At 70.8% G+C, this 19,739-nt stretch carries 21 protein-coding genes; 12 read left to right on the top strand and 9 right to left on the bottom strand.

What is annotated here, in order from left to right; translation table 11 throughout:
* Nucleotides 1-98 precede the first annotated feature (98 nt).
* From ACFVFH_RS34750 to ACFVFH_RS34725, 6 genes are all read left to right on the top strand, one after another.
* Entirely contained in the window at nucleotides 99-896 is a 798-nt protein-coding gene (locus ACFVFH_RS34750; protein ID WP_383776650.1) for an SDR family NAD(P)-dependent oxidoreductase, read from the top strand.
* Between the two features lie 127 nt (nucleotides 897-1,023).
* Complete coding sequence (locus ACFVFH_RS34745; RefSeq protein WP_383776647.1) at nucleotides 1,024-1,779, top strand: SDR family NAD(P)-dependent oxidoreductase; 756 nt, start codon at nucleotides 1,024-1,026, stop codon at nucleotides 1,777-1,779.
* A gap of 128 nt (nucleotides 1,780-1,907) precedes the next feature.
* Nucleotides 1,908-2,714 carry an SDR family oxidoreductase gene (locus ACFVFH_RS34740; RefSeq protein WP_383776645.1) on the top strand — a complete coding sequence of 269 codons (807 nt, stop codon included), beginning with the start codon at nucleotides 1,908-1,910 and terminating at the stop codon, nucleotides 2,712-2,714.
* A gap of 359 nt (nucleotides 2,715-3,073) precedes the next feature.
* Nucleotides 3,074-3,616: a DUF4232 domain-containing protein gene (locus ACFVFH_RS34735; protein WP_383776642.1), complete on the top strand. Its 543-nt coding sequence runs from the start codon at nucleotides 3,074-3,076 to the stop codon at nucleotides 3,614-3,616.
* A gap of 719 nt (nucleotides 3,617-4,335) precedes the next feature.
* Nucleotides 4,336-5,250, top strand: a complete 915-nt coding sequence (locus ACFVFH_RS34730; RefSeq protein ID WP_383776640.1) for a serine protease — start codon at nucleotides 4,336-4,338, stop codon at nucleotides 5,248-5,250.
* A gap of 403 nt (nucleotides 5,251-5,653) precedes the next feature.
* Entirely contained in the window at nucleotides 5,654-6,442 is a 789-nt protein-coding gene (locus tag ACFVFH_RS34725) for an SAM-dependent methyltransferase (protein WP_383776637.1), read from the top strand.
* A gap of 64 nt (nucleotides 6,443-6,506) precedes the next feature.
* Here the strand turns inward: ACFVFH_RS34725 and ACFVFH_RS34720 are convergent, their stop codons facing one another.
* Both ACFVFH_RS34720 and ACFVFH_RS34715 read right to left on the bottom strand, forming a co-directional pair.
* The gene (locus tag ACFVFH_RS34720; RefSeq protein WP_383776634.1) at nucleotides 6,507-7,016 is read right to left on the bottom strand and encodes an NUDIX domain-containing protein; all 510 of its coding nucleotides are present in this window, start codon (nucleotides 7,014-7,016) and stop codon (nucleotides 6,507-6,509) included.
* A gap of 289 nt (nucleotides 7,017-7,305) precedes the next feature.
* Nucleotides 7,306-8,757, bottom strand: a complete 1,452-nt coding sequence (locus tag ACFVFH_RS34715; protein WP_383776631.1) for an MFS transporter — start codon at nucleotides 8,755-8,757, stop codon at nucleotides 7,306-7,308.
* 404 nt (nucleotides 8,758-9,161) lie between these two features.
* On the opposite strand from ACFVFH_RS34715, the gene ACFVFH_RS34710 reads away from it, so the two are divergent.
* Nucleotides 9,162-9,938 carry a class I SAM-dependent methyltransferase gene (locus ACFVFH_RS34710; RefSeq protein WP_383776628.1) on the top strand — a complete coding sequence of 259 codons (777 nt, stop codon included), beginning with the start codon at nucleotides 9,162-9,164 and terminating at the stop codon, nucleotides 9,936-9,938.
* 58 nt (nucleotides 9,939-9,996) lie between these two features.
* Here ACFVFH_RS34710 and ACFVFH_RS34705 read toward each other — a convergent pair whose 3' ends face one another.
* Complete coding sequence (locus ACFVFH_RS34705) at nucleotides 9,997-10,218, bottom strand: hypothetical protein (RefSeq protein ID WP_383776625.1); 222 nt, start codon at nucleotides 10,216-10,218, stop codon at nucleotides 9,997-9,999.
* A 103-nt stretch (nucleotides 10,219-10,321) separates the two neighbouring features.
* A complete protein-coding gene (locus ACFVFH_RS34700; RefSeq protein ID WP_383776622.1) occupies nucleotides 10,322-11,620 on the bottom strand; it encodes an amidohydrolase family protein in 1,299 nt (432 codons plus the stop codon).
* A gap of 138 nt (nucleotides 11,621-11,758) precedes the next feature.
* Between ACFVFH_RS34700 and ACFVFH_RS34695 the strand changes: the two genes are divergently transcribed.
* Nucleotides 11,759-12,271: a MarR family winged helix-turn-helix transcriptional regulator gene (locus tag ACFVFH_RS34695; protein WP_383776619.1), complete on the top strand. Its 513-nt coding sequence runs from the start codon at nucleotides 11,759-11,761 to the stop codon at nucleotides 12,269-12,271.
* A gap of 232 nt (nucleotides 12,272-12,503) precedes the next feature.
* On the opposite strand, the gene ACFVFH_RS34690 is transcribed toward ACFVFH_RS34695, so the two are convergent.
* A complete protein-coding gene (locus ACFVFH_RS34690) occupies nucleotides 12,504-12,833 on the bottom strand; it encodes a hypothetical protein (protein WP_383776616.1) in 330 nt (109 codons plus the stop codon).
* 731 nt (nucleotides 12,834-13,564) lie between these two features.
* Between ACFVFH_RS34690 and ACFVFH_RS34685 the strand changes: the two genes are divergently transcribed.
* Complete coding sequence (locus ACFVFH_RS34685; protein ID WP_383776614.1) at nucleotides 13,565-14,041, top strand: nuclear transport factor 2 family protein; 477 nt, start codon at nucleotides 13,565-13,567, stop codon at nucleotides 14,039-14,041.
* Nucleotides 14,042-14,207: 166 nt separating this feature from the next.
* Entirely contained in the window at nucleotides 14,208-14,663 is a 456-nt protein-coding gene (locus ACFVFH_RS34680) for a MarR family transcriptional regulator (protein ID WP_383776611.1), read from the top strand.
* A gap of 119 nt (nucleotides 14,664-14,782) precedes the next feature.
* On the opposite strand, the gene ACFVFH_RS34675 is transcribed toward ACFVFH_RS34680, so the two are convergent.
* Nucleotides 14,783-15,379 carry an NADPH-dependent F420 reductase gene (locus ACFVFH_RS34675; protein ID WP_383776608.1) on the bottom strand — a complete coding sequence of 199 codons (597 nt, stop codon included), beginning with the start codon at nucleotides 15,377-15,379 and terminating at the stop codon, nucleotides 14,783-14,785.
* 41 nt (nucleotides 15,380-15,420) lie between these two features.
* Complete coding sequence (locus ACFVFH_RS34670; protein WP_383776605.1) at nucleotides 15,421-16,239, bottom strand: 3'(2'),5'-bisphosphate nucleotidase CysQ; 819 nt, start codon at nucleotides 16,237-16,239, stop codon at nucleotides 15,421-15,423.
* 136 nt (nucleotides 16,240-16,375) lie between these two features.
* On the opposite strand from ACFVFH_RS34670, the gene ACFVFH_RS34665 reads away from it, so the two are divergent.
* Nucleotides 16,376-17,287, top strand: coding sequence for a LysR family transcriptional regulator (locus ACFVFH_RS34665; RefSeq protein ID WP_383776602.1), 912 nt, complete (start codon nucleotides 16,376-16,378; stop codon nucleotides 17,285-17,287).
* A gap of 347 nt (nucleotides 17,288-17,634) precedes the next feature.
* Nucleotides 17,635-18,003, top strand: coding sequence for a hypothetical protein (locus ACFVFH_RS34660; protein WP_383776599.1), 369 nt, complete (start codon nucleotides 17,635-17,637; stop codon nucleotides 18,001-18,003).
* 41 nt (nucleotides 18,004-18,044) lie between these two features.
* Here the strand turns inward: ACFVFH_RS34660 and ACFVFH_RS34655 are convergent, their stop codons facing one another.
* Nucleotides 18,045-18,257, bottom strand: a complete 213-nt coding sequence (locus ACFVFH_RS34655) for a hypothetical protein (protein WP_383776597.1) — start codon at nucleotides 18,255-18,257, stop codon at nucleotides 18,045-18,047.
* A 97-nt stretch (nucleotides 18,258-18,354) separates the two neighbouring features.
* A complete protein-coding gene (locus ACFVFH_RS34650; protein ID WP_383776594.1) occupies nucleotides 18,355-19,449 on the bottom strand; it encodes an MFS transporter in 1,095 nt (364 codons plus the stop codon).
* Between the last annotated feature and the right edge of the window lie 290 nt (nucleotides 19,450-19,739).

Raw genomic sequence — 19,739 nt, 5'->3', positions numbered from 1 at the left:
GCCCCGGACACAGCAACTGAGAACAGCAACTGAGAACAACAACCGAGAACAACAACCGAGAACAACAACCGAGAACAGCAACGACGAAGGAGACACCCATGGAACGCCTGAAGGACAAGGTCGCCGTCATCACCGGTGCGGGCAGTGGCATCGGCCGGGCCGCCGCCCAGCTCATGAGCCGGGAGGGCGCGCGGGTCGTCGTCGCCGACTTCCACACCGAGGCCGCCGAGGAGACGGCCGCGCTGATCGAGAAGGCCGGCGGCCGGGCCCTGCCCGTGACCGTGGACGTCACCGACGAGGGCTCGATCGTGGACATGATCGCCGCCACCGTCGGCGAGTTCCAGGGCCTGCACGTGCTCTGCAACCACGTGGGCGGCACCGACCCGCGTACCGACCTGGACGTCCTCCGCATGGACATGGGCGAGTTCCACAGGGCGGTGGAGCGCAACGTGACCAGCACCCTCCTCGGCACCCGGCACGCGATCCCGCACATGATCCGTGCCGGCGGCGGTTCGATCATCAACACCGCCTCGGTCGCCGCACTCGTCGGTGATGTCCTGCAGACGTCCTACGGGGCGGTCAAGGCGGCCGTGGTCAGCATCACCAAGTCCACCGCCGTCCAGTACGGGCCCCAGAACGTGCGCTGCAACGCCGTCGCCCCCGGCGCCGTCCTGACCCCCGCCCTGGAGAACAACCTTCCGGACAGCGTCATCGAGAGCCTCAAGAAGGGCAACGCGCTGCCCCGGCTCGGCTCGCCCGAGGACATCGGCCACACCATGGTGTTCCTCGCCTCCGAGGAGTCCCGCTACCTCACCGGCCAGCTGCTGGTCGTCGACGGCGGAATGACCATGCAGTCGTCCGCCGCTCCGGGGCGGCGCGCCCAGCTCCCCGACTGAAACGTGTGACCAGGGCATCACGCCCCGGAGTCCGGGGGCCGGGCGGGCGAGCAGGCCCGCGGGCCCCCGACTTCCCCCGCGCCGCGGGTCGGCCCGCGGCGCGGACAGCCACGAAAGGAATCGCACCATGAACTCCGACGCACTGCGGGGCAGGACGGCCATCGTCACCGGAGGCGCCTCCGGTATCGGTGGCGCCATCACCAGGGTGTTCGTCGCGCGCGGCGCCCGGGTCGTCGTCGTCGACCTCCAGGAGGAGGCCGGACAGCGCATCGCCGAAGAACTCGGCGACGCCGTGGTCTTCCTGCGGGGCGACGTCTCCGACCGGAAGGTCGCCGGCACGGCCGTCGCCACCGCCGTCGACCGTTTCGGCGCCCTGGACGTGCTGGTGAACAACGCGAGCGTGTCGCGGCAGAAGCCGTTCGAGGAGCAGACGGACGACGACTGGAACCTCGCGATGGACACCGGTCCGTACGCGACCCGCAACTTCATGCTCGCCGCACTGCCCGAACTGAAGAGGTCCGGCTCCGCCAGTGTCATCAACTTCGGCTCCGGAGCCGGTCTGAACGGCCAGCCGAACCAGGCCTCCTACGCGGCGGCGAAGGAAGCGATCCGTGGCCTGAGCCGGGTGGCCGCCAACGAATGGGCCCCGTACGGCATCAGGGTCAACGTGGTCTGCCCGATGGCCCTGACCGCCGGTGTGGCCCAGTGGGCCGAGGCCCGTCCCGAGCAGTACGCGCAGTCCGCCGCCTCGGTGCCGCTGGGCAGGTTCGGCGACCCCGAGCGCGACGTCGCCCCCGTCGTCGCCTTCCTGGCCGGCGACGACGCCCAGTACATGACCGGGCAGACCCTGATGGCCGACGGCGGGGCCGTGAAGCTCCGCTGATACGCGTGCCCGGTTCCGGCGGCCGCGCAGAGAGCCGGCCGCAGAGAGAACCGGCCGCAGAGAGAACCGGCCACCGGGGCACCCGCACCTCAACACCCCCCACCGCGCAACACGAGGAGAAGATTTTCATGGGAACCATCGCGGTCACCGGAGCCGCATCCGGCATGGGCGCCTCGATCGCGGCCCTGCTCACGGCAGAAGGACACCGTGTCATCGGTGTGGATCTGCGCGGCACCGATGTGGAGGCCGACCTCGGAACACCGCAGGGGCGGGCCGACGCGGCGGCCGCGATCACCCGCCTGTGCGACGGACGGCTGGACGGCTTCGTGCCCTTCGCCGGGATCTCCGGCGGCGCGGGCCGCCCCGCGAGCCTCCTGGTCTCCGTCAACTACTTCGGTGCCGTCGGACTGCTGGAGGAGCTGAGGCCGGCGCTGGCCGCGGCGGAGAAGTCCTCCGTGGTGCTCGCCTCGTCCAACTCCGTCAGCACACAGCCTGGCTGGAGCCCCGAGCTGGCCGAAGCGTGCCTGGCAGGTGACGAGGGCGCGGCCAGGGCACTCGCGGACGCGCGGGCCGACGAGGGCGGCGTCCTGACCTACCCGGCCACCAAGGCCGCGATCGCCTACTACACCCGCACCCGTGCCGCCGAATACATCGCGGACGGCATCCGCCTCAACGCCATCGCACCCGGCTTCATCGACACCCCGATGACCAGGGCGGGCCGCCAGGACCCGCAGATCGCCGCCGGGATCGAGGCATTCCTCAAGTCCGTCCCCGCGGGCCGGGCGGGCAGTGCCGAGGAGGTCGCGGAACTGGTTCACTTCCTGCTCTCCGCCAAGTCGGGATACTGCGTGGGCACCCTGATGTACTGCGACGGCGGCCTGGACGCCGAACTGCGCGGCCTGGACTGGCCGAAGGTGCGGACACCCGGGGCCTGACGGGGATGACACCGGTCGCCCGGCGGATACGGCGGACCGGGGGCCCGGCGGCCCGGAGGCTTGGCGGCCCGGCGGATACGGCGGATCGGGTGACGGCGACCTCGCCCGCGCGGTCGCCGCCGGAGCCTCCGAGGCCGGGCGCGGACAAGCGAGGCCGGGCGTGGACGGCGGCCGGTGCGCGGGTGGGCCCGGGTGCCGGTGGGCGCCGCGTCCCCAGCGTTCGTACACCTGACCGCAGTTGCGGGCCGGATGCCCGTAAAAGGTCCTCCGGCCCACCGAACCTCCCCCGGACATTGCGCATCTTCCGGTGCGGACGCGCACTGACTCCGCGCGCCGATCCGTATCCGAGGGGAAACTTCATGAAGAGCAAGCTGACCGCCGTGGCCCTCGCGGCCGTCGTCGCCGCCGGTACCGCCGCTGCCGCCGTCCCGGCCTCGGCCGCTTCCGCCAAGGCCGGGCCGACCCGCTGCCACACCGCCGACCTGAAGGCCGGCTTCGCTCTGGGGGGCGACGCGGCACCGGAGATGGGACAGACCAAGAAGCAGACCCAGGCGTACGTCTGGTTCACCAACCGGAGCAAGCGCACCTGCACCCTCTCCGGCTTCGCCGGCGTGGACATGGTCGGTGCCCAGAAGACCGACGGCACCTGGTCGCTGGCGCGTTCCTCCAAGAAGCCCGTGAAGATGGTCCTGGAACAGGGGGCCACGGTGGACTTCGGCATCACCCTGCTTCCGGTGGCCAAGTCCACACCGCAGAAGGAGAAGTTCGTTCCGGCGAAGTTCCTGGTCACCCCGCCGAACGAGACGAAGCACTTCACCCTGAAGTGGCCGTTCGGCGGCCAGATCCTCAAGCAGGACGGCGCCACCCACCCGGCCACCTACCTCGACCCGGTAGGGCTCTGACCGACCGGACGGCCCCCTGAACCCGCCTTCGGCGCCGCCGGTGGCCACCGCAGGACCCCTGGAACGGGCCGACGCCTCCGGGACACCGCGGTGGCCGCAGCCGACATGCGACAGGCCCCGGCCGTCCTGACGCACCCTGCCGGGGCGCCGCCCGCATCCGGAGCGTGCCCGGTCCGAACGGCGCTCCCCGGACGGGGCGGATCTGTTGCCCGTTGCCGTCCGGGCGGGCGTGGGCGGTCGGGGCCCTCGGGATCCTCGTAGAGGTCGGGGGTGGGGGTGGGTGAGGCAGGGGCTGTAGGCGAGGCTGGTCCCGGGCGGGGAGCGGGTGCCCGTCCATGCGGGTGTCGTGCGTCGTGACCCTGCGGGTGAGGAACCACGCCTGGGGGTACGGCCGGAGGGTCTCGGTGACGACCCCGAGCTTCGCCTCGGCCCGGAAGCCGACTACACGCCGTCGGCCTCTACGCACCCCGGCCTCTACGCACCCCGGCCTCTACGCACCCCGGCCTCTACGCACCCCGGCCACTGCGCACCCCGGTCTCTGCGCGCCTCCCGCCCCGGTGGCGAAACCACCGGGGCGGTGGCCGTCAAGAGGGGCAAAAGAGCCAGGAAGAAGCTGCGGGGTAGCGAAGGACTTGGCTGTACGCCGACAATGCGGTCACCCTTCGCTGTCCAGGGGCCACCGGGCTCCTCGGACCGGACCGAGAGGACCGACCATCACCATGCGCAAGCCTCTCCTCGCCACCCTCACCGCCGTTGTCCTCGGCGCAGCCGCCCTCACGGCCACCACGGGTACGGCGGTCGCAGCACCCGACCACGTGAGCGGGGCGACCCCCACCGCCGCGGCGGCCGCGGTGCACCCCGGCGGTACGCCCGCGCCGGTGACGGCCTCCTCCTTCGCCGGCACCGTGGCGCTCAGCAACTGTTCGGGCTCCCTGATCCGCATGCCGAACTCGCAGGCGACGGACCCGGCGCTGGTCATGACGAACGGCCACTGCCTCGAAACGGGCCTCCCGAGCGCGGGCCAGGTCATCACCAACCAGTCCTCCACCCGCAGCTTCACGCTGCTCAACGCCTCGGCCGGCACCGCGGGAACGCTCAAGGCGAACAAGGTCGTCTACGCGACGATGACCGACACGGACGTCACGATCTACCAACTGACCAAGACCTACGCCCAGATACAGCAGTCCACGGGCATTGCGCCGCTGACGCTGTCCGCGACCCACCCGGTGCAGGGGCATGCGATCGACGTGGTCTCCGCCTACTGGAAGCGGGTCTACTCCTGCTCCATCGACGGATTCGCGTACCGCCTGAAGGAGAGCCAGTGGACATGGAAGGACGCGGTCCGCTACACCCCGGAATGCCAGGTCATCGGCGGCACCTCGGGTTCCCCGGTCATCGACACGACGACCGGACAGGTCACGGCGATCAACAACACCATCAACGAGAACGGCGAAAGCTGCACCCTTGACAACCCCTGCGAGGTCAGCGAGCAGGGAGCCGTCACCATCCACGAGGGCACCGGATACGCCGAGGAGACCTACGGCATCCCCGCCTGCTTCACGACGGGCAACAAGCTCGACCTGTCGGCCACGGGCTGCACCCTCGCGAAGCCGGCAACGGCAGCGGGGCGCTGAGCCGACCCCGGGGGTCGACACCAGCAGCGGCAGGCTGGGTCGGCCCCCGGGGACTCGACCACGTGGGCAGCGCGTTGAGTCGACGCCCGGGGACTCCGAGCCGAACCCGCCCACGGCCGGGGCCGCCGGCCCACCCCGCTGAGCGATGACACGTGTCAGTACACGCGCGCGAGTCGTCAGGAGCTCGTCAGGAGCTCGTCAGGAGCTCGTCAGGAGCTGGGCAGGAACTCGTCGGGAGTTCGTCGGGAGCTCGATTCGACCGTGCGGAAAGTGAGTTGGGAGCCTTCCGGGGCAGTTACGGTTACGAGGACGCCACGTGGACCGGCCTGCCCGTATCCGACGCGACCAGCGACCCCACTGGTCAGCCGGCTGACCAGGCCCACAACAAGAAGCAAGGTTGCACATGAACAACAGCCCCGAACTCGAAGCCCGGATCAAGAGCGGCATACCCCACTCGGCCCGGGTCTGGAACTACTGGATCGGGGGCAAGGACCACTACCCGGTGGACCAGGCCCTGGGCGACCAGGTCATCGCGAGCTACCCCCAGACGCGCGACCTCGCCCTGGCCTCACGCGCCTTCCAGGCCCGAGCCGTCCAGTACCTGGCGGGCGAAGCGGGCATCACCCAGTTCCTCGACATCGGGACCGGGCTGCCCGTCCAGAACAGCACCCACGAGGTCGCGCAGGGCATCGAACCGAAGGCGCGCATCGTCTACGTCGACAACGACCCCCTGGTCCTGGCCCACGCCCGCGCCCTCCTGACGAGCGCGCCGGACGGCATGACGAACTACGTGCACGCGGACATGCTCGACGCCGAACGGGTGCTCCAGGAAGCCGCGGAGACCCTGGACATGACGCAGCCGGTGGCCGTCATGGTGCTCTCCACGCTGGGACACGTCGATCCCCAGGCCGGCATCGACCTCATGCGCCGGTACATGGCCGGTGTCGCCGAGGGCAGCCATCTGGTCCTCTGCGACACGGTCGCCACGAAAGCGACGCTGGCCGCACAGGAGGCCTACGCCTCCGGGGACACCCCGCCCTATCTGGTGCGCCGGCCCGAGGAGATCCTCGCGAGCGCGGAGGGGATGGAACTGGTCTCTCCGGGCTTCGGATCCATCTCCCTGTGGCGCCCGAATCCGGACGAGGCGAGCGCCGAGCCCGTCGACCAGTGGGGGTTCGTCGCACGCAAGTGAGGTACGGCCCTCGCGGTCGGGGGCGCCGGGGGACGCCCCGGGCCGGGGGAGGAGCGGTGGGAGATCAGGTGTGGTGCCGGATGGGATCGAACCCGTGGTGCAGGTAGAGGGTGGTGTCGTGGGTGAGGGCGCGGGCACAGGCGTGGAGGCGGCGGGCCATATGCGGCGGGAGGAGGGCGTCCCACTCCTCGGGTGACGCCAGCGTCCACTCGGTCAGTTCGCCGGAGTCGAGACGGACCTGCCGCCGCGCCTCGTCCTTCGTGGTCAGGCCGCAGTCGAAGACGAAGTTGCACAGCGGGGGGTGGCCGTCGGGCTGTTCGGGCACCCAGTCGACGGCCAGCAGCCTCCCGGGGGTGAGGTTGAGCCCCAACTCCTCCTTGATCTCGCGCCGCACCGCTCGCCTCGGGTCCTCGCCCGGCGCCAGCCCGCCTCCCGGGACCTCCCAGTGGTCGCGGTAGGACGGTTTCACCAGAAGGAACCGGCCGGTGGTGTCGCGGATGACCGCTCCCGCCCCACCGACGATCTTGGGGAGGGTGGCGTAGTACTCGGCAGGAGGCAGATGCACAGTGCTCATGGAGCGGGACGCTATCCACACCATCTGCGAGAACCGGTGCGCATTCCCCGATCTGGTACAGAATGGTGACAAACCGGTGTGATTCTCACTCCAGATATGGGTACTACGGCACTCGCTCCGACTCCGGACGCCGCGGCCGCAAGCCATCCGCACTCCGGCCATCCGCACTCCGGCCGTCCTGCGGAGGCCCGTCCTGCGGAGGCCCGTCCTGCGGAAGCGAGCCATGGCGCCGACCGCACGTATTGGTGCGGATCGTCGGCTCGGGCCGGGGCGGCCACCGCCGCCACCCTCACGGTTCTTCCCGGGAGTTGTGGCCGAATGCCGTACCGGCGGAGCCCGCCCACGCGGTGACGACGGTCAGCGCCGCCACCAGCAGCAGGACGAGAACGGCCCGGCGCGGTCCCGCCGCCCCGCCGTTCAGCGCGAGCGTGACCAGCGCGACCCCCAGCGCGGTACCCAGCCCCCGGGCCATGTTGACCAGACCGCCTCCGGTGCCGGAGGCGCGAACCGGGACGGCCCCCATGATCACCGCGTTGTTGGCCGGGGTGAACACTCCGAGCCCCACCCCCAGCAGTCCCAGCACCGGGGCGAGCCAGGCCACGGCGAACGGCACGGCCAGCAGCGCGGCCAGTGCCACCACGCACAGCCCGGACCCGGCCAGACAGCGGTCACGATCGGTCAGCGCGCGAGGAACCACCCGGTCGCCGGCCGTCGCGGCGAGCGCGAATCCCGCCGGCAGCGCCGTCAGCACGGCGCCCGTGACCAGCCCCGAGGTCCCTCGGCCGGTGAGGACGAGCGGCACCAGCACCAGGGGACCGAACAGGACGAGGTAGCCGCACAACGCGCCCGCCAGACCCAGGGACACCGCGCGGCTCCGCAGCAGCTCCAGGTCCACCAGCGGAGCGGCGGCCCGCCGCTGCCGGACGAAGAAGGCCGCCCCCGTTCCCACGGCCACGGCGAACAGGACAGCCACCGACCACCCGGGCAGCGCCAGACCGGAGAGCGCCGAGATTCCGAGCAGCCCACTGGTGGTGGCCGTCACCAGAAGGAGCAGACCCAGCCAGTCGAACACGGCCATCGGGGTACGGGCGCGGGTGCGCGGCAGCACGTAGTAGCCCAGGACCACCGCCACGATCCCGACCGGGACGTTGATACCGAACACCCACCTCCAGCCGACGGTCGCCACCAGCAGACCGCCCAGGGTCGGCCCCAGGGCCAGACCCAGCGCCTGCGCTGCGGCCTGCACCCCCAGCGCCGCGCGCATCTGCTGCCGGGGCGCGCTGGTGGTCACCAGGGCGACACTGTTGGCCTGGAGCATCGCCGCGCCGACCGCCTGTACCACCCGGAAGGCCACCAGCGCACCGAGCGTCGGCGCCAGCCCGCAAGCAGCCGAGGCCGCGGTGAACACGACGAACCCGTAGAGATAGAACTGCTTACGGCCATGGGCGTCGGCGAACCGCCCGGCCGGCACCAGCAGCGCGACCAGCGCGAGGAGATAGGCCAGCGACACCCACTCCACCGCGGCGACCGGCGCATCGAACTCCGCCCGCAGGCTCGTGTAGGTGAGGGTGACGATACTGGCGTCCAACTGGCCCATGAACGCCCCGAAACACACCGCCGCCACGGCCGCCCGCCAGGCCCCGGGCCGTTCCCGGAGCGCACGGGGCCGCGGACGCTCCCGCAGCAGAAACGCCAGCCACCCCCGGTGCGCGGAGGAGGAGGACTGGCCGGGACCGTGCATAGCGCTACCGTCACACGCCCGCCCCGGCTCCCCGCGACCACCCGCCGCCGCACCGCTCCCTTCGCCACGGTTGCAGTACCCCGCGACGTGTCCGCGACGGGTCCCGGACGTCACACCGGGGCCCTCGCCGGTCCGCAGGGCCGCGTTCAGGGAGACCATCGAGCGGGCAGACACGGGGAATCAGCGGCCAGGCGGCGCGGCCCACACGAAATGCCCGCTCGAACCCGAGCACCAGCGGCAGTTGACGTCACCACACACGCGGTTGCGCACGGGACGGGACGGCCCGACGGCCCGCACGGCGCTCCACACGCCGCCACGCACGGTGGCCCGCACGGCCGCCCGTGCTGACCGGCCAGGAGAACGACCGGCGCTTCCGGGAAAAGGCGACGCGGTAGCCTCCGGCCATGCCCGAGATATCTGTGACCCGCTTCTACGACGAGCTGGCCGACGACTACCACCTGATCTACCCGGACTGGGACGCGAGCATCCGGCGGCAGGGCGCTGCCCTGGACGCCCTGATCGGCCGGGACGGTGCGTCGGTGCTCGACTGTTCCTGCGGCATCGGCACGCAGGCCATCGGCCTGGCACAGCGCGGGCATCACGTCACCGGGACCGACATCAGCCCGCGCGCCGCCGCTCGCGCCGCCCGTGAGGCCGCCCGCCGGAGCCTGGACCTGCGTACGGCCGCCGCCGACATGCGACGCCTGCCGTTTCCTGACGGCCGCTTCGACACCGTCGTCTGTGCCGACAACTCGCTGCCGCATCTGCTGACCGATCAGGATGTACGCACCGCCCTGGCCGAGATGCGCCGCGTGCTGCGTCCTTCCGGCCTGCTGCTGGTCAGCACACGTCCCTACGACGATCTGCTGCGCGACCGCCCGGCGTCGACGCCTCCGCAGATCCACCGGATTGCCGAGGGCACCGACGACGGCGGACGCACCGTCACTTTTCAGCTCTGGCATTGGCACGACGACGGCGAGCACTACGACCTGGAGCACTTCCAACTCGTTCCGGCGGGCGGAGAATGGGGCGTCCAGGTCCGCCGGACCACTTACTGGGCACTCGGCCAGGACCGGCTGGCCGGCCTCGCGGCGGAGGCCGGGTTCGTCGACCTCGTATGGCGGACACCTGCGGAGACCGGCTTCTTCCAGCCGGTCCTCATGGCCCGCGGCGGTCAGTAGTCGATGACTCCACCGTTTCTCCCCCGGGGCCCCGGTGCCGGGACCGGGCCCCGGGGGACTACAGCGGCGCCAACTCCACCCTGCCCGTGAACCGGCCGCCCACCCGATCGGCGAGCCAGTGGACGCGGGCGGTCTGGTCGCCGTTCCGGTTCCGGACATGCACTTCGAAGCCGACCTCGATGTGATCGGTGTCGGCCACGCGCGGCAAGGTGCGCACCGCATGCAGTGCTTCGGGGAGGCCGTCGGTGGTGAGGACGGCTGCCGCAGCGGAGTTGCTCATCCCGGAACCATAGGACAGCACGTACGAACCGGCCGGAGGAGTCCCCGCGACAACCGGTACCGGGACAACCGGTCCCGCTCGGCCGCCGGGGGGGGGCCGGTCTCTACGAGTCCGCAAGCGTGGTGCGGAAGCCGCGACGCCATACGTCACGCAGGTTGAGGGTGTCGCCGATCGTGGTCGTGGGGTCGCCGTCCACGAGCAACAGGTCGGCCCGCAGGCCCTCGGCGATGCGGCCACGGTCCTCCAGACCGAAGCGGCGTGCCGGAGTGAGGGTCGCCGCGCGGAGGGCCTGGACCGGTGTGAGGCCGGCCCGGACGAGGTACTGGAGTTCCTGATGGACGCTGGCCCCGTGGACCACACCTCCCAGGAATGGCAGGGGCAGGGGCGCCGCGTCGGTGCCCGCCATGAGGTCGACACCGGCGTCGTGCAGGGCCTTGACCGAGGCCAGTACGTCATCCAGCCTGCCCTGCGGGTAACGGTTGTAACTGCTGGTCAGCGTGTTCGTCCAGGGTCCGTCCAGGCGTGATCCGACGCGTGGGTCCTCGGCGAGGGACGAGCCGGTGATACCCATCATGGAGGCGTTCAGGACGACACAGGGGATGACGAACGCGCCGGAGGCGGCGATGAGACCGATGATCTCGTCGGTGTGCGGCTGGTCCATGAACAGGTGGGCGAAGCCGTCGATGCCGGCCTCGATCGCCATCCGTGTCGCGTCGACGGTCAGGGTGTGGGCGATGGTGAGCACCCCGTTCCGGTGGGCCTCGGCAACACCCGCGGTCAGGGTCGCCTGATCGAGCATCGGCAGACCGGGGTGGCCCTCGACGGTGCCGTCGTCGACCATGAACTTGATGTAGTCCGAGCCCGCCGCGACGAGCCGGGGGACGAAGGCCACCGCTTCTTCCGGAGTGGTGGAGAACGGCATCAGCGGCATCTCCCGCGGCCTCGAACGATCGGGTTCCTCGCCGGGCCCTCCGCCGGGCCCCTTCTCCTCGCCGGGCCCTCCGCCGGTTTCTCCGCCGTGCCCCGTGAACGAGAAGTCCTTCGGCATGAGTTCGCTGGGATGGCCGCCGGGAGGAGTGATACCGAACCCCGCCGAGCGGACATCGGCGAGGGAGTCGTTCTCCGTGATGTGCGCGCGACCGGCCTTGGTGTTCATGCCCTGCATCTCCAGTTCGGTCGTGATCCCGAACCGGAGCGCCAGGGCGAGTGCCTCGTCGGAGGTGTGGACATGGGCGTCGAACAGGCCGGGCAGCAACGTCCCGCCCCGGGCATCGACGACCTCCGCCCCGGCGGGCGGCTCACCTCCGACGGAGATGATCCGCGTGCCCTCCAGTACGACGGTGGTCTCCTCCCGCACCTGCTCACCGTCGAACACCCGACCGTTGGTGATGGCTGTGATCATGACTCTCTCCTCCGGGCAGGCACATCGCTCGACTGGCACCGAGTTCCCCCGCCGCGATCACCACATTAATGCAATGAGCAATTCCATGCAGCTTTGCATGTATCTGCTGACTGCAGATGTATGCGATACGCTGAGGAGATGACCGATACGGACGCCTACACGCCGCAGGAGCAGGCCCTTCTCGACGCCGTCGGCACGGCCTTCGCCCGGCTGAGGCCCCGCACCAGGCAGGCCCCGGTCGATCCCCCGGCGAGCCCCAAGGACCTCAAGCGCAACCTCGTCCTCAACCTCGTCGACGAGGCAAGGGCGACGGACACGGAGATGACGGTCGGCGGGCTTGCCGACCACCTCTCGGTGGACCCGTCGGTGGCCAGCCGCATGGTGAGCGACTGCATCTCCCACGGCTACCTGATCCGCGCGGCCTCGCAGCGGGACGGGCGCCGGACCGTGCTCCACCTCACCGAGGAAGGGGCCGCCCTCCTCGCCCTCTTCCGCCGCCAGCAGCGGCAGGCATTCGAATACATCACCCGTGACTGGCCCGACGCCGAACGGCTTGAACTCGCCCGCCTCCTCCTCAAGTACGCGGACTCCACCGCCCGACTGCCCGCCCCGGACGCCGTCAACGAACCCCAGCCGCCACCGGCCGCGTAGACCCGCCGCGCCGCGCGCGCCGTCCCGCCCCGGACCTTCCCTCCGGCCCACGGCCCGCCCCGGCGACGATCCGTACGCCGTACGCCCGTCCGCCCTCCGCCTATGCCCGTGCGCCGCCGTCCGCCTGTCCGTCCCACACCGCGAACACGACAAGGCCGGCCCGATTCACGGGCCGGCCTGTCACGCTTCATACGGCTGTCATCGCCTCACCGCTACCAGCGGCGGGCACGTCCTAGTCGATGCGGTCCACCCAGACGTTCGCGACGTACCCCGCCCCCCACGGGTTGGAGGCGACCGACGTCTGGCCGACCGGGGCCCAGTTACCGAGGATGATGCGCTGCGGAAGTCTGGGATCGAGCGGGTTGAGCACCGCGTGGACCCGGTGCTGCCCGGTGCCGCTGGTGCAGACACTGGAGAGGCTGCTGCTCCCGGACGAGACGGTGCAGTCGCCGGGCGCTGCCTGGGCTGCGGGAGCCGTGGCCAGCAGCATGCCCGCCGTGGCCGCCGCGACGGCCACGGCGCCGACGGCGCCGTGCTTCCTGGAAAGGGACTTCGTGAACATGGGAACTCCTTCGTCCGATGGCGATGCGTGAGGGGAGGAGGCGCATGTGCAGGTGGAACGTGGAGCGGAACGATCCGGCTTCGGCGGGTGCGTCCCATGGGGTGCCACGGACGCCGCGGATGCCAAAGCGCGACATGGGATGAGAAAGCAAGTGATTACCTGCTTGATCGCGAGTCAAATCCTGCCCAGGTGAGCGGTTTCTGGCAAGAGCTTCGCCAGATCTGGTACAGACCAATTCTTGGCCCCCGGCGCACGCCCGACGTAAGCGGAGCCTCCGCCCGGCGATCCAACACCACGAACGGTCCGCCGAGTTGGCTGCTGCCCGTCGTGGCTGGTGGGGCGGGGCGCCCCGGCCGGGTCCTCCCGGAGCGAGGCTGCGCCACTCGGAGCTCTGGGCGCGGTCCGGAACGAGAACGAAGCCGCCTGACGGGGTTGCCCGGCCGCCGTCGAGCCGGTCAGGGACCACATCGAATCCGGCCACGACCCGGTCTGGCCGCGCCGAGAAACGGTGATCGGTGATAAGGAGTCCGGCTGCCGCCGGGGCCGCGTGCCCGGGACGAGGAAGGGATCGGGACCGACGGCGAGCGCGGTGTGACCGACCCATGGCCGTACGAATGGAACGTGGTGATCCGCTCGCCTTACTCCGGAGGTAATCGTCTCGGAGTGCCCGTGCCGACAGGATTGGTGATCTCTTCGCGTCGGAGGACGCGGACCTGGAGGAGAGGCCGGCCATGTCCATTGCCCCGCCCGCGAACACGCGCGCCGTGGTTGAGGAGTTGCTGCGCAGAATCGGCGCGGGGAACCCCGAGCACATCGCCGAGATGTATGCCGAGCAGGGCGACTGGAAGCTCGACTGGCCGGAGGCCGAGCACGGTCGTCCCGCCACGCCATGGATCCGTCACCGGTCCACCCGGGCGGACGCGGCCGCCCACTACCGCGAGCTCGCCGAGTACCACGTGCCGGAGCAGGTGGCGACCGAGATCGAGCGCATCCTTGTCGACGGAAGCGACGCGGTCGTACTGGGCGAGATCCGCCAGACCGCCCGCCCCACCGGACGCGCCTACCGAGCGCGGTTCGCTCTCCACCTCACCGTCGCGGACGGCCTCGTCACCCGGCACCACGTCTACGAGGACAGCCTGGCCGTCGCCCAGGCATTCGAAGCGGCGGACGTGGTCGGCGGCGCGGACGACACCGTCGGCGGCCCCTGACCCGAGCGGCACGGACGTGTTCGAGATCCGGAGACAGGACCCCTGGCCAGAGGGGGCGCGGGGCGAGCCGCATCCGTGGGAGATGCGCGAGCACCACCGCCGTCGTGGTCAGGATCGGATGCCGACCATTGACCTCAACCCTGCTTGAGCTTTTAGGCTCCCGGTTATGACGATCACCGAGTACTCACAGGACCGGCTGGCCGCCCAGCCCATCGGCTACTGGAGCGGGGCCGCAAACGAGATCATCGTCGGCAGCATCCGTGGTGCCCTTGCCGAGGAAGGGCTCACCCAACCGCACTGGTGGATCCTCAACCACGTCGCCGGCGCCCCCGAGCAGTGGACCCGCGCCCCCCTCACCGCCAAGCTCTCCCCCTTCGACCGCCAGGACACCGACTTCGAGGCTGTCTACGACGACCTCGCCTCCCGTGGCTGGATCGCGGAGCCGGGCGGCCGCCTCACCCTCACCGAGGCCGGCGAAGAGGGACGGCAGCGCGCAAGGGCCCGCACCCTCGAAGTCCACGAGCGGACGCACAACGGCGTGGAGACCGCCGACTACGTCACCACTTTGAATGTGCTCCGGCGGATGATCGCCAACCTAGGAGGCGACAGCGACCTTCCTTGAGCCTTGCGAACTCGCGCTGACTCGCGGTCCGTCAGAGCACCCGGAGGCGGAACTTGCGAGCCCGGGACGGCCCGGCCCGCACCACGCTGTGGACGAAGCCCGGCCGTGGCCGGCCCGGATCAGCGGGCGATCGAGACCGCGAAGGGCGCGAATCCGCTGGACCGGATCACATGCGGTACGAAAAGTATCGCGGCCTCCGTGGCGCGGGCGGTCCGGATCCCGCCGAGATCGGTGATCCACTCCTCCCGCCAGCCGAGGTCCACGAGCAGTTCACGAACGGTCTGCTTGGCCTGCGGGTCGTCGCCGGAGAGGAAGGCGTCGGGTGCCTGGGCCAGTGCGGCGGGTGCGGTCATCACCGGGAAGAGCATGGTGTTGAGCGTCTTGACGACACGCGTTTCGGGGAGCGCTTCCTGAAGCTGCTCGGCGAGGCTGGAACCGGGGTGGATCAGGTCGGCGGGCAGACCGTCGGGCCCATCGGTGGTGGCGTTGGAGACATCGATGAGGACCTTGCCGCGCAGTTCCTCGCGCAGCGCGGTCAGCCGTTCCGGCGAGCCGGCGCCCGGGGTGGCGTTGATGACGATCCGGGCGGTCCGCGCTGCCGACGCGGCGGCGCCCGGAGTGCGGTCCACCGCGGTCACCTCATGCCCTGCCCGGGTGAGGGCGGTGGCCAGGTTCCCGCCGACGCGGCCGTTTCCGAGAATGGCGATCGTGGTCATGTTGATCTGGTCCTTCCGTGCGTGCAGCCGGCGTTGTGTGGTCAGAGGGAGAGCGTGTTGACGGCTTCGGCGTGCACGCCGGGCGCGGCGGCCAGGAAGCTCTCGCTCTGCGGAGTCCAGGGACGGCCCTCGGCGTCGGAGATCCGGCCGCCGGCCTCGGCGACGAGCAGCGCCCCGGGCAGCAGATCCGCGCGGGCGCCGGCGAACTGCCAGAAGACGTCGATCCGGCCGGCGGCCACGTTCAGCAGATGCAAGGTCGCGGGTACGGCAGTACGAACGACGAGTGCGTCGAAGAGCATCGCGGTGATCGAGGAGCCGATGTGCCGCACCACCTTCTCGTCCTCGTCCGGACGGGCCTGGCTGGTGGCCACGAGGCCGAGACCGAGGTCCGTGGTCGGAGAGACGTGCAGCGGGCGGCCGTCGAGATGGGCGCCCCCACCGGCGAGTGCCGTGTAGGTCTCGCCGGTCAGCGGCAGATGGACCACGGTGAGCACCGGCTGGTTCTCCCGTACGAGGGTGGCGGTCACCGCCCACTCCGGCAGGGCGTGCAGGTGGTTGACGTTGCCCTCGGCCGGGTCCACGACCCACCACTCGCCGGGCGGCAGCGCCCCGCCGTCGAGTTCGTCCTCCACCCAGCCGGCGTCCGGGCGCAGACGCGTGAGGACGGGGCGCAGGATGCCGAGGGCCGTGTCGTCGTTGTCGGCGAGCGCGCGCATGAGCTCTTCTCGGCTCCGGTACGGGACCACGTCACCGAAACGCTCGCGCAGCGCCGAACCGGCCGTGCGCACGGCGATCGCGGTCCGGTCGAGCAGCTCGGCGTCGGAGGTGGCGATGTGGGTGGTCTGAAGCGTTTCGGACATGGCTGTACTCCCGTATGCAGAGGGTGAGTTGAGGAATTCGGGACGAATTGTGCGTTCTGTCCCGCGCTCTGCTTCGAAGGTATACAGGCCCATGATTAACTTCAAATGCATGTCAGGCACGAATAGAATTACTCGCATGCAATTGGATCTGAATCTGCTTTCCGCCTTCGACGCGCTGCTCGAAGAGGGAAGCGTGGCGGGAGCGGCCGCCCGCCTGCACGTCACCGCCCCCGCGATGAGCCGGAGCCTGGGGCGGATCAGGCGCACGACCGGCGACCAGATCCTGGTGCGCACGGGCCGGACGATGACCCCGACGCCGTACGCGATCGCCGTACGGGAGCAGGTGCACGAGCTGCTGCACCAGGTCCAGGGCGTACTGGCGCCGAGCCGCGAACTCGATCTGGCCACGCTGGAGCGTACGTTCACCCTCCGCTGGCACGACTCCCTGGTCGCTCTGTGCGGCCCCGCACTGCTCTCTGCCGTGCGCGGACAGGCACCGGGCGTACGCCTGCGTTTCCTCGCGGAAGCGAGCATCGACACCCCCGAGCTACGAAGAGGCGAGGTCGACCTGGAGGCGAACGCCACCCGGCCGAGCGCGCCGGACATCCGCGCCGAGAGCGTCGGCGAGACCCGCCTCGTCGTCGTCATGCGGCAGGGGCACCCCCTTGCCCGCGGCCGGACCGTCACCGCAGAGCAGTACGCCGCCGCCGAACACGTCACTGTCTCGCGGCGCGGAAACCTCAGCGACGCCGTCGACGACGCCCTCGCGCAACTCGGCCTCACGCGCCGAGTGGTGGCGGCCGCACCCACGGAAGCGGCCGCACTGGAGTTCTTGCGCGGCTCCGATCTCCTGATCTGCGTCCCCGAAGCCACCACACGGTCAGCGGTCACCGACCTCGCCCTGGCCGTGCTTCCCGTTCCCCTCGAACTGCCCTCGGCCCCGGTGTACCTGTCATGGCATCAGCGCTATGACACCGACCAGGCGCACGTCTGGCTACGCGGGCTGGCCCGAACAGTGCTGGCCGAATGCACAGCCTCGTCGTCGTAACCGGCACCGACGACCCCACCGTGTGCAGGACAAACACCGGGCACCCTCGGAGTGGTGAACCAGAGAGGCGGCCGCACCCGCGCAGAAGCCACTGACGCCGGGAGCTCCTGTCGCGTGACCCCTCGCCAGAGGCCATTGCCGCGCGTGCCGACGGCCGCTGGCACGGCGGCCCAGAAGCCCGCCGCGCTGCGCGGGGAGGCTCCCCGCTGGTAGACGCCGTGATTCGAACGAATCCCCACTCCCGGGTGAATGGCCCGTCAGAACTTGCGGACATGGCCCGGGGAACGGACCGTTCTGCTGGAATTACGCCGAATCATTCACACCAGCTCGGCCCTTGGGGAGCAATCATGAAGCTTGCCGGCACCAGACGCATGGGACTCGCGGCCGCCGGCATGGCCGCGGTGCCGGCCCTCGCCTTTATCGTGCCCGCCGCACTCACCACCGCCCAGCCCTCGGCCGCCGCTCAGGCGGCGCACCAGCCCGTGGCCGCCAAGTCCCCCGCTGCGGCCGCCGCGAAGCCGAAGCCGCGGCCAACCGTCACGGTCACTCGTACGGCGAAGCCGAAGCCGCAGCCGACGGTCACGGTCACTCGTACAGCGAAGCCGCAGCCGACGGTCACGGTCACTCGTACAGCGAAGCCGAAGCCGAAGCCGACCGTCACGGTCACCCGCACCGCAGAACCTCGGATCAGCGCCGACATGAGCATGTCGCAGTGACAAAGGGGCGGACAGGATCACCCTGCCCGCCCCACTGCTGCTCACCGGCTGAGACGGATGCGCGGCTTCCATGCGAATTCGAGCTCGTCCAGGAAGCCGAAGCCGTCTGTCTGGAGGGCACCGAGAATCTCGGTGCCCAGCCCAGCCCTGGCGCCGCAGCCGCCAAGGACGCGCTCAAGCTCCCGCATCGACATGCCGCCACGGTGGCCACACTGGATCGCCGCGTACAGCTCGATCTTCGACATCCGCGGCATGACCAACACCTTTCACCAGAAGCATGCCGATGCTGCCCTGGCAAGGCCCCCGTGTCTCCCACACTCGCCGACACGGCTGTGTCCTGGTGCCCAGCGATCACCTGGGCGATGTACGGGGAGAAGGCCGTCGCCGAAGGCGTCGTCGTGATGACGATACGGCGGCGTGGGCGAGGGCGAGCAGTGCGACGGCCGCCAGCAGCACCGGCGTCGGCGAGACGTGGCCGAGGAGCGTGAGGACGTACGGAGTGAACATGCCGAGGTACGCCGCCGTCCAGAACCGGGCCGTCCAGCGGGCGAGTCGGTGGGGCGGGGCGAGAGCTGCGGTGCGGGTGAGGCCGTAGGTGAGGGCCAGTCCGTAGCCCGCGCCGAGCACGATCGCGGCAAGGAGGGCGAGGAGCCGGCTCTCCGACGCGGCCGCGACGGCGGCGGTCGCCGTTCCGACCGCGACGACCAGCAGGCCCGTGGTGGGCGTGGACCCGGCCCGCCGTGCGGTGAGCAGACCGGTGCCGGGGACGACGGCCGTCGCGACGCCCGTGAAGATCAGGCCGGTGTGAAGGGTGCTCGGCAGTGTGACGAAGCCGATGGTGGGGGCCGCGAAGACCCAGGGCGCCAGGGGCAGGACCGTGCGCCGGAAGAGGCGGCCGTGCCCGTGGGCGGATTCGGGGCTGGATACCGGGAGCGGACTGTACGTCTCCGGCGCGGCCAGGGCGAACCACCCCGCCGCCGCTCCGAGGACGACGTGCGGAACGTACGCCGTCACCATCGGCCAGGGCGCCCACTGCGCGATGAGCGCCGCCACGAGGCCGCCCGTCGCGAATCCGGCCGAGACGAACAGCCCGGGGCGGCGCGGCGAGCCGGACAGCTCCTTGATCCAGGCACTGCCCGCAGCCAGCAGCGCGCCCGCGCTGACACCGGTCAGGAAGCGGCCGGGCAGCAGCAGCCAGGTACCGCCCCAGGCGCCGCCCGCCATCAGGAGCAGGGTCGACAGGACGTTGAGGACGAGAGCCACGAGCGCCACCCGGCGCCGCCCCCTGCGGTCCGCGAGTGGCCCCGCGATCAGCAGCGCCGGGACCAGACCGACGACGTACACCGCGAACAGGCCGGTCACCGTGGACTCGGCCAGCCCGAGGTGGCTGCGGTAGGCGCCGAGCAGTGCCGAGAACTGGTTGGCGCTCCAACCGGAAGCCAGCATGATCCATGCGGCACGGGCGCCCCGGGAGCCGGTCGCCGCAGGGACGGGCGTGGCGGGGACGGGTATGGCGGACACGGGCACGGCAGGGGCGGTGACAGGGAGTGCGGTGGCAGGGGATGGGGTGGCAGGGGGTGGGGTCATGCCTCATTCGTACGTCCACGGCCGTTCGGTCCGCGCGGGCCGTTCACGAAACCGGCAACGCCCCCCGGGTGCAAACAGGGCCCCGGATACACTTGTAGTATTGCGGGGTGCCAGACAATGGTGACCTCGTACCAGGCGGGACGGGCGGA

Source organism: Streptomyces sp. NPDC057697 (assembly GCF_042799335.1).
GTDB lineage: Bacteria > Actinomycetota > Actinomycetes > Streptomycetales > Streptomycetaceae > Streptomyces.
The sequence above is the reverse complement of the archived record's forward strand: the minus strand, read 5'-3'. Positions and strand labels throughout refer to the sequence as shown.

What these genes read in the sequence shown, in the direction of transcription:
- ACFVFH_RS34750 (WP_383776650.1), top strand. Translation starts at nt 99, where the DNA reads ATGGAACGCCTGAAGGACAAGGTCGCCGTCATCACCGGTGCGGGCAGT.
- ACFVFH_RS34745 (WP_383776647.1), top strand. Translation starts at nt 1,024, where the DNA reads ATGAACTCCGACGCACTGCGGGGCAGGACGGCCATCGTCACCGGAGGC.
- ACFVFH_RS34740 (WP_383776645.1), top strand. Translation starts at nt 1,908, where the DNA reads ATGGGAACCATCGCGGTCACCGGAGCCGCATCCGGCATGGGCGCCTCG.
- ACFVFH_RS34735 (WP_383776642.1), top strand. Translation starts at nt 3,074, where the DNA reads ATGAAGAGCAAGCTGACCGCCGTGGCCCTCGCGGCCGTCGTCGCCGCC.
- ACFVFH_RS34730 (WP_383776640.1), top strand. Translation starts at nt 4,336, where the DNA reads ATGCGCAAGCCTCTCCTCGCCACCCTCACCGCCGTTGTCCTCGGCGCA.
- ACFVFH_RS34725 (WP_383776637.1), top strand. Translation starts at nt 5,654, where the DNA reads ATGAACAACAGCCCCGAACTCGAAGCCCGGATCAAGAGCGGCATACCC.
- ACFVFH_RS34720 (WP_383776634.1), bottom strand. Translation starts at nt 7,016, where the DNA reads ATGAGCACTGTGCATCTGCCTCCTGCCGAGTACTACGCCACCCTCCCC.
- ACFVFH_RS34715 (WP_383776631.1), bottom strand. Translation starts at nt 8,757, where the DNA reads ATGCACGGTCCCGGCCAGTCCTCCTCCTCCGCGCACCGGGGGTGGCTG.
- ACFVFH_RS34710 (WP_383776628.1), top strand. Translation starts at nt 9,162, where the DNA reads ATGCCCGAGATATCTGTGACCCGCTTCTACGACGAGCTGGCCGACGAC.
- ACFVFH_RS34705 (WP_383776625.1), bottom strand. Translation starts at nt 10,218, where the DNA reads ATGAGCAACTCCGCTGCGGCAGCCGTCCTCACCACCGACGGCCTCCCC.
- ACFVFH_RS34700 (WP_383776622.1), bottom strand. Translation starts at nt 11,620, where the DNA reads ATGATCACAGCCATCACCAACGGTCGGGTGTTCGACGGTGAGCAGGTG.
- ACFVFH_RS34695 (WP_383776619.1), top strand. Translation starts at nt 11,759, where the DNA reads ATGACCGATACGGACGCCTACACGCCGCAGGAGCAGGCCCTTCTCGAC.
- ACFVFH_RS34690 (WP_383776616.1), bottom strand. Translation starts at nt 12,833, where the DNA reads ATGTTCACGAAGTCCCTTTCCAGGAAGCACGGCGCCGTCGGCGCCGTG.
- ACFVFH_RS34685 (WP_383776614.1), top strand. Translation starts at nt 13,565, where the DNA reads ATGTCCATTGCCCCGCCCGCGAACACGCGCGCCGTGGTTGAGGAGTTG.
- ACFVFH_RS34680 (WP_383776611.1), top strand. Translation starts at nt 14,208, where the DNA reads ATGACGATCACCGAGTACTCACAGGACCGGCTGGCCGCCCAGCCCATC.
- ACFVFH_RS34675 (WP_383776608.1), bottom strand. Translation starts at nt 15,379, where the DNA reads ATGACCACGATCGCCATTCTCGGAAACGGCCGCGTCGGCGGGAACCTG.
- ACFVFH_RS34670 (WP_383776605.1), bottom strand. Translation starts at nt 16,239, where the DNA reads ATGTCCGAAACGCTTCAGACCACCCACATCGCCACCTCCGACGCCGAG.
- ACFVFH_RS34665 (WP_383776602.1), top strand. Translation starts at nt 16,376, where the DNA reads ATGCAATTGGATCTGAATCTGCTTTCCGCCTTCGACGCGCTGCTCGAA.
- ACFVFH_RS34660 (WP_383776599.1), top strand. Translation starts at nt 17,635, where the DNA reads ATGAAGCTTGCCGGCACCAGACGCATGGGACTCGCGGCCGCCGGCATG.
- ACFVFH_RS34655 (WP_383776597.1), bottom strand. Translation starts at nt 18,257, where the DNA reads ATGCCGCGGATGTCGAAGATCGAGCTGTACGCGGCGATCCAGTGTGGC.
- ACFVFH_RS34650 (WP_383776594.1), bottom strand. Translation starts at nt 19,449, where the DNA reads ATGCTGGCTTCCGGTTGGAGCGCCAACCAGTTCTCGGCACTGCTCGGC.